This is a genomic window from Bacteroides faecichinchillae JCM 17102 (assembly GCF_000614145.1).
GTDB classification, from domain to species: Bacteria; Bacteroidota; Bacteroidia; order Bacteroidales; family Bacteroidaceae; genus Bacteroides; species Bacteroides faecichinchillae.
Map to the genome: position 1 here is coordinate 49,472 of NZ_BAKK01000030.1, position 6,478 is coordinate 55,949.

3 protein-coding genes and 1 pseudogene are annotated in these 6,478 nt (G+C 38.7%); all 4 read left to right on the forward strand.

What is annotated here, in order from left to right:
* The first annotated feature begins 12 nt into the window (after positions 1 to 12).
* The 4 genes and pseudogenes from JCM17102_RS27805 (at position 13) to JCM17102_RS14600 (ending at position 6,472) form a co-directional block, all read left to right on the forward strand.
* Positions 13 to 1,658, forward strand: a pseudogene (locus tag JCM17102_RS27805) (RagB/SusD family nutrient uptake outer membrane protein).
* Between the two features lie 29 nt (positions 1,659 to 1,687).
* Entirely contained in the window at positions 1,688 to 2,932 is a 1,245-nt protein-coding gene (locus tag JCM17102_RS14590) for a DUF5000 domain-containing lipoprotein (protein WP_025075683.1), read from the forward strand.
* Positions 2,933 to 2,966: 34 nt separating this feature from the next.
* Positions 2,967 to 3,677: a DUF4998 domain-containing protein gene (locus JCM17102_RS14595; RefSeq protein ID WP_025075684.1), complete on the forward strand. Its 711-nt coding sequence runs from the start codon at positions 2,967 to 2,969 to the stop codon at positions 3,675 to 3,677.
* An 89-nt stretch (positions 3,678 to 3,766) separates the two neighbouring features.
* Positions 3,767 to 6,472: a glycoside hydrolase family 2 gene (locus JCM17102_RS14600; protein ID WP_025075685.1), complete on the forward strand. Its 2,706-nt coding sequence runs from the start codon at positions 3,767 to 3,769 to the stop codon at positions 6,470 to 6,472.
* Positions 6,473 to 6,478 lie beyond the last annotated feature (6 nt).

Consider the following 6,478-nt stretch of genomic DNA (forward strand, 5'->3'; position numbering starts at 1 on the left):
GTAAGTCGTGGTATGCAGCGTTCCAGTGATCCTTATTTCAATTATTGGAATGGACAACAGCAGGCCAAAGATATGTATCAGGCATTGCGGGATTGCAATATCTTTCTGGAAAATATTCAAAAAGTCCCTGATATGACTCATGTGGAAAAGGATAGATGGACGGCAGAAGTCAAGTTCTTAAAAGCTTATTATCATTATTGGTTGGTACGTCTGTATGGTCCGATTCCGCTAGTCAAGGAAAATCTTCCCATTGAATCAGGTTCTTCGGAAGCCAGAGTTTACAGAAATACGTTGGATGAATGTTTTGATTATATTGTTGAGTTACTCGATGAGGCAATTACTAGTGAGGGCTTACCTGACAGAATCGAAAATGAAACAGAAGAATTAGGGCGGGTTTCTAAAGCTGTTGCTTATGCTTTAAAAGCAGAAGTTATGGTAACTGCGGCTAGTCCGTTATTCAATGGTAATATGGATTATGCCGGGCTCACTGATAACAGAGGCATTGAGATTTTTAATCCACAGAAATCTGAAACAGAAAAGTTGAAGAGGTGGGAAGATGCCGCTGAAGCGTGCCGTTTGGCAATTGAATTTTGTGTAGGAGTGCACTATGACTTGTATAAACCGGAATATTTTGATTATACCAATATGACAGATGGTTCAAAACAAGTTATGGCCTTACGTAAGATTATGGCGGAAAGATGGAATAATGAAATAATCTGGGCAAATTCAAATGCTTGGTTCGCTAATTATCAGGGGCATTGTATTCCTCGTGGGTGGACCTCAGAAACTGTTAATAATACCAGTGGTACTAGTGGTAATTATGCAGTACCTTTGAGGATTGCGGAACTCTTTTATACGAAAAATGGAGTTCCTATGGAAGAAGATAAAGAGTGGAAATATGAAGAACGTTATGGAGCCGCGAAAGTGGGTGCTGACAATGCTGCTTTTATGGCAAAAGATCAGTGGACAGCTAAATTTAATTTGAATCGTGAAGCTCGTTATTATGCTTCTTTGGGATTTGATCGTGGTATTTGGATGGGACAGGGAACGAAGGATGTGAGCAAATCTAATTATTTGAAGGCACGAGCTGGAGAATCAGCTGCTAATTCGTTTGAACCAAGTTGGAATCTTACGGGATTTTGGCCTAAGAAATTAACTCATGATGGAACGGTGGTTACAAAGAATAGTGTAACTTATGAAAAATATCCATTCCCAGTGATTCGTATGGCAAGCCTCTACCTTCTTTATGCAGAAGCTTTGAATGAGATAAACACTTCTTATGAAAATGTATTGCCTTGGATTGATAAGGTACGTAACCGGCAGGTTTGAAAGGAGTCGAAGAATCATGGACCAATTATTCTAGTGATCCGATGAAATTTAAAGACCAAAAAGGTTTACGTGAGATTATCCATAATGAACGATTAATAGAATTGACATTGGAGAGCCAGCGCTTTTGGGATCTCCGTCGCTGGAAAGAAGCTTTGAGAGTATTTAATCAACCGATTACCGGATGGAATTTATTATATAATTCTGCTGATGATTATTATAAAGAAACGTTCGTTTTCAGTAGGGCATTCAATGTGCGTGATTATTTTTGGCCGATACAGGATGCTGAATTGTGGCGGAATAAAAACTTGAAGCAAAATTATGGTTGGTAATTGAATAAACGATATAAAATGAAATAATTATGAGAACGAAAATATATACTTATTTATTGGGCTTGCTGGTTATTTGCACTTCTTTTCTGACAAGTTGCGGAGAAGCTGATTTGAACGAAGCTTCCGGAAAGAAAGTTGCTCCTCAGCAAGTGACAGTCAGGGAGGTTAAGAACCTGAATGGTGGGGCAATTATATACTATACACTTCCCGATGATCCGAACTTGAAATATGTACGTGCTGTCTATGATGTCAAGCCCGGAGTTGAGTCAGATGCCAGAGCCTCTTACTATGTAGATTCCCTTGTTGTGGAAGGTATGCAAGAAGGAGGAAAACATGAGGTGAAGTTGTATTCTGTAAGTTATGGGGAAGTTGCCTCAAAACCTGTTATAGTAGAAATCGACGCAAAAACTCCGGCTTATCAAGAGATTTGTCATACACTGAAATATGATAAAACCTTCTCCGGAGTAAAGGTTGAATTTGAGAACGAGACAAAAGCTAAAGTTGCTATTGGTATTGTTAAAAAGAATACTGAAGGAAAGTGGGAACAACTTTATATGCATTATACTGAAGCTGTCAGTGGCAACTTCTCTGTTCATGGTCAGGAGGCTGTTGAAACGGAATTTGGCTTCTATGTGCGTGACCGATGGGGAAATCTTTCTGATACGATTTCATTTGTTACTGTTCCTATTATGGAAATAGAATGTGATAAATCCCTGTTCAAGAATGCTAAACTGCCGGGTGATGAGTGGGAATGTCATGCTTGGGCTTCGATGAAACTGAATGCAATAGAGTGTATTTGGGATGGTCGCACAGTAGGACTGCCGATGTATCACTCAAAGAATGTAACGATGCCGCGGCATATTACCATTGATTTAGGTAAGAAATATCAATTTAGTCGTTTCGTATATTATGGACGTTGTGATACACAGAATAATCCGGAGGCTTATCAGAAAGGACACATCCATTTATTTGAAATGTATGGTAGTAATAATCCGAATCCGGATGGGTCATTTGATGAAAGCTGGACACTAATCAATAATTATGAAACAGTGAAAGTATCAGGAGGAGGTCCGAATGATCCGGTAACAGAGGATGACCGTAAGAAAGTCATGGCAGGTGAAGAATTTGAAGTACCGGAGACAACGGCTGCTTACCGTTACATTCGTTTGCGTGTATTGGAAACATGGGGTGTATATGGTTCATGGGGCGAATATGAGGCTAGTAGCTTTATCTATATAAATGAGCTGACTTTCTATGGAACGGAAGCCGAATAAACGGAATTCATTGAAACTTATAAAAAGAACAGATATGAGAAAAAATTATATATATACGATATTTGCAGCAATCGTAACACTTCTGTGTAGTTGCGACGGGATGGATGCCCCATATGCTGATTTTATAAAAGACGGCCCAATTGTTTATATTGGTAAAGCTGATTCGTTGAAGGCTTTTTCGGGGAAAGAACGGGTGAAACTAGCATGGCAAATGCGGAATGATCCTCGGGGAATAAAAGCTAAAATATTCTGGAGAGATCGTACTGAATCGGAAGAGATTACTTTAGACCGTTCTAAGAAGGAGTTTGAATACATTATTAATGATCTGGACGAATCAACTTATGTATTTGAGGTGGTTATTTATGATAAGTATGGAAATTCTTCTTTGGCAGCAGAGGTCACAGCGGAAGTATACGGAGAAGTCTATGAGAGTTATCTTTATCCGCGTAGTTGCTACAAGTATAGTGGTAAACAGGTTTATATCGACAAAACTCTGAATAAGTGGGTGGTGACGTTGAATGCTATCCGGGATAATACAATGATAAATACGGAGGTTGTTTATGTGGATAAGAATGGAAACGAACAGACTGTTTCATGGAGTGAGAAATCACAAAAATCTCTTGTGCTGGAAGATTATGTAGAAGGTAATATGGTGAAATACAGAAGTTGCTTTAGTCCGCAGGAAAATGCGATTGATGATTTCTGGACAGATTACACCTACTTTGTGAAACCTGCGGAGAATTAATAAAATAGTATTGATATAGTAAGAGAGGAAAAACTCCTTCTGTGTAGGATCCCTTTTTCCTCTCTTATCGAAAGATGTAATGATTGATAATGAAGAAGCTAATAAGTTTATTTTTTGCACTCTTGTTCGTCTCATTTCCTATATGGGGGAATAGTATTCGTAATGATGCTAGGGATGGGAACAGAATCTGGCTGGATTCGAAGGAATTTCATCAAGGAGAATTTTGTTGGAAAATGATAAAGGCCGGTGATGTTAAATCGACCGCTGACGAGATTTCGTCATTGGGGTATGATACTCATGACTGGATAACAGCTATTGTGCCTGGAACCGTATTGAATTCCTTAGTTTATAACAAAGTGTATCCGGAGCCTTATTATGGAGTGAACAATAAGATTGAGTCCGGTAAAATTCCGGATATATCAAAAGTGGGTCATGAGTTTTATACTTATTGGTTTCGTACTGAGTTTGATGTACCGGAGTCTTTTGCAAAAAGAACGATTTGGCTTCAGCCGGAAGGGATAAATTATAGAGCAGAGATTTGGGTAAACGGAAATTTATTGAGCACAATAAAAGGTATGTTTACGAATGACTATATCAATGTGACAGATTTCGTAAAGGTGGGACAAAAGAATGTTTTAGCTATTAAAGTATACCCTGTGGATATGCCTGGATCTGCCAAACCAAAGAACTGGGGAGCAGTAGGTGAGTTTCATAATGGGGGGAATGGAAATATCGGCCTTAATACTACGATGTTGATGACAGTAGGGTGGGACTTTACTTTCATGGATGGCATTCGTGACCGTAATACGGGTATCTGGAAAAGTATTTCCTTATATACTACGGGTAAATTGGCTATAAGACATCCGTTTATAAAGTCTGAACTAAGTAAACCGGGATACGATGTGTCTCGTGAATCCATATCGGTAGAGGTTGTCAATCCGACCAACTCTATGGACACTGTAAAATGTGTGGTTAGAGGAGAAATTGTTGGAGAAAATATTGTAGTGGAAAAACCGTTGCGTATTTTACGTGGAGAAGAGAAAACAGTTACGTTCTCTCCCGAGGAATTTCCACAGTTGATTATGTCCAACCCCCGTTTATGGTGGCCTGTCAATAAAGGACCGCAGAACTTATATCAATTAAAAATGACCGTTTCGGTGAAAGGAGTTGTATGTGATTCTGTCACAACACGATTTGGTATTCGTGAAATTACTTCCGATACAAATACACCGGATAAGTCACGCATATTTTATATTAACGGAAAAAGGATTTTTATTCGTGGAACAAACTGGATTCCTGAGGCAATGCTACGCACGTCAGATGAACGTACTTATGCGGAATTGAGATATACCCGTCAGTCAGGAATTAATTTAATTCGTTTCTGGGGTGGAGGTATTGCTGAATCTGACTATTTCTATCAGTTATGTGATGAACTGGGCTTATTGGTTTGGCAAGAGTTCTGGATGACAGGAGACACCAAACATCCTCAGGATAAAAAGACATATTTGAATAATGTAGAATCGACAGTGAAGCGTATTCGGAATCATCCGTCTATTGCTTATTATGTATGTTCGAACGAAAGTTCTGAAGTAACGGGAATCTATGAATCGCTTATGGAACTTGACGGAACACGTGGATATCAAATGCAATCGGAATGTAATGGGGTACACGACGGTAGTCCGTATAAACAAGTTAATCCGATGCAACATTATGAAAATACAGCTTCTGACAGGGGAAGTCGGGTGGATGGTTTTAATCCGGAATATGGTGTGCCTACATTACCTACAGTGGAGGTATTGCGTGAAATGATGGATGAGAAAGATTTATGGCCGATCAATAAAGAGGTCTGGGATTATTTGGATGGAAATGGCTTTCATCTGATGTCTACCATGTATACTGATCTGGTAAATAATTATGGAACTTCATCGTCTATCGAAGAATTTGCAGAAAAGGGACAGTTTGTCGGAGCGATTAATTCAAAGAGCATTTGGGAAGTGTGGAATTATAATAAATTGGATTATGGAGATCGTTTCTGCTCAGGATTATTGTTTTGGTATCATAATTGTTCGATGCGGCAGGTAAGTGCCCGTATGTGGGATTGGTCTTTGGAACCCACTGCCTCGCTTTATCACACCGCTAATGCTTTACAACCGCTTCACGCACAGTTTGATTATTTAAAGAATACAGTTTCAGTAGTAAATGACTATTATGAGAGTTTTAAGGGGTATACTGTCACAACACAAATCTACAATATACAGAGTAAAAAGGTATGGGAGAAATCAGTTACGATTGATATTCCTGCGGATGGAGTGGTAAACGACGCATTGGTAATTGATTTTCCTATGGACATTTCTCAGGTGCATTTTATTAAGTTGAGGCTATTAGATAACAAAGGAAAAGAAGTATCGTCTAATTTTTATTGGCGGTCAAATGATGAATATAAAGGTAAAAAGACATTGACAGGACCTGCAACTTCGGGTTTTGAGGAACTGAAAAATCTGAAACAGGCAAAACTACAAACATCTTATAAAATAAGGAAGGATGCTGACAATTATTATGTCGATATAAAGATGAAGAATGTATCCGGTTCAATCGCTTTTTTCAATCAACTTCAATTGCTTGACAAGCAACAGAAACCTGTCCGTCCTTCGTTTTATACGGATAACTTCTTTTCTTTATTGCCGGGAGAAAGTAAAAGTATTACCATTGAGACATCAAAAGATCATGTTGTAGAAGATCCGGTTTTGGTAGTTAGAGGCTGGAACATCGTTAGAAAAGAGTTTATGTTGAAATGATAAACT

Excerpts from the sequence above, each read along its gene's own strand:
- JCM17102_RS14590 (WP_025075683.1), top strand. The coding sequence starts at position 1,688 with ATGAGAACGAAAATATATACTTATTTATTGGGCTTGCTGGTTATTTGC.
- JCM17102_RS14595 (WP_025075684.1), top strand. The coding sequence starts at position 2,967 with ATGAGAAAAAATTATATATATACGATATTTGCAGCAATCGTAACACTT.
- JCM17102_RS14600 (WP_025075685.1), top strand. The coding sequence starts at position 3,767 with ATGAAGAAGCTAATAAGTTTATTTTTTGCACTCTTGTTCGTCTCATTT.